Genomic DNA, 1,122 nt, shown 5'->3' with positions numbered 1-1,122 from the left:
GGAGATGATGGCGACGCCGAGGCCACCGAGGACCTTGGGCAGTTCTGCCTTGCCACGGTACTGGCGCAGGCCCGAACGGGACACGCGGCTCAGCTTCTCGATGACCGGCTTGCCTTCGAAATACTTCAGGACGATCTCGAGCTCGGCCTTGTTGTTCTCGGTCTTCGTCACGCGGACGTCGCCGACATAGCCTTCCGCCTTGAGGACGTTGGCGATCGAGGTCTTGATCTTGGAGGACGGCATCTTCACCGTCGGCTTGCCCACAGCGGCGGCATTGCGAATGCGCACCAGCATGTCGGCGATGGGATCAGTCATGCTCATTAGAGTCTGCCTTATGAGTAGCACCGATATCCGCTTTCGCGAAAATCTTGCGTTGTCCCTGGAAACCCCCAGGCGGGCGGCCGGTTCCCCAGCCCTCCCCCGGCCTGGCCGCGGGAGCCGAACATTGTACAACAACAAGTCCGGCAGGTGCCGGACTTGTCCTCGGAACCGAAGGAGAGCCGGTTCTGGCTCTCCCGGCGTCCTTACCAGCTGGCCTTGCGCAGGCCGGGGACGTCACCGTTCATCGTCGCCTTGCGCAGCATGTTGCGGCCCAGGCCGAACTTGCGGTACACGCCACGCGAACGACCGGACAGCTCACAGCGGTTGCGCTGGCGGCTCGGCGAGGAGTCGCGCGGCAGCTTCTGCAGCTTGACGACCGCATCGGCCTTTTCTTCGTACGAGGCGTTCTGGCTGGAGATGATCTTCTTCAGCGCATCGCGCTTGGCGGCGTACTGCTTGGCCAGCTTTTCCCGCTTGATGTCGCGGTTGACCATCGAGGTCTTTGCCATGATGTCGTTTTCCTAGCGAATCAGTTGCGGAACGGGAACTTGAACGCTTCGAGCAACGCCTTGGCTTCGGCGTCGTTCTTGGCGGTCGTCGTGATGGCGATATCCATGCCGYGGATCGCGTCGACGGCGTCGAAGTCGATTTCCGGGAAGATGATCTGTTCCTTCACGCCCATGTTGTAGTTGCCGCGACCGTCGAACGAACGGCCGGACACGCCACGGAAGTCGCGGACGCGCGGCAGCGAAATGCTGATCAGGCGATCCAGGAATTCGTACATCTTGGCGCGACGCAGGG

At 62.0% G+C, this 1,122-nt stretch carries 3 protein-coding genes; all 3 read right to left on the bottom strand.

The window, feature by feature from the left end; all coding sequences use genetic code 11:
- Window positions 1–321, bottom strand: a 321-nt coding sequence (rpsH, locus tag AC04L7_RS19230; protein WP_475513779.1) for a 30S ribosomal protein S8, incomplete at its 3' end; no start/stop codon positions are given.
- Between the two features lie 203 nt (window positions 322–524).
- Window positions 525–830: a 30S ribosomal protein S14 gene (gene rpsN, locus AC04L7_RS19225; protein ID WP_062352415.1), complete on the bottom strand. Its 306-nt coding sequence runs from the start codon at window positions 828–830 to the stop codon at window positions 525–527.
- A 20-nt stretch (window positions 831–850) separates the two neighbouring features.
- Window positions 851–1,122 (bottom strand): large ribosomal subunit protein uL5 (gene rpl5, locus AC04L7_RS19220; RefSeq protein ID WP_475513778.1); only part of this gene is annotated, 272 nt, incomplete at its 5' end.

The sequence above is a fragment of the Pseudoxanthomonas sp. LjRoot204_2 genome, assembly GCF_056175765.1.
The sequence above is the reverse complement of the archived record's forward strand: the minus strand, read 5'-3'. Positions and strand labels throughout refer to the sequence as shown.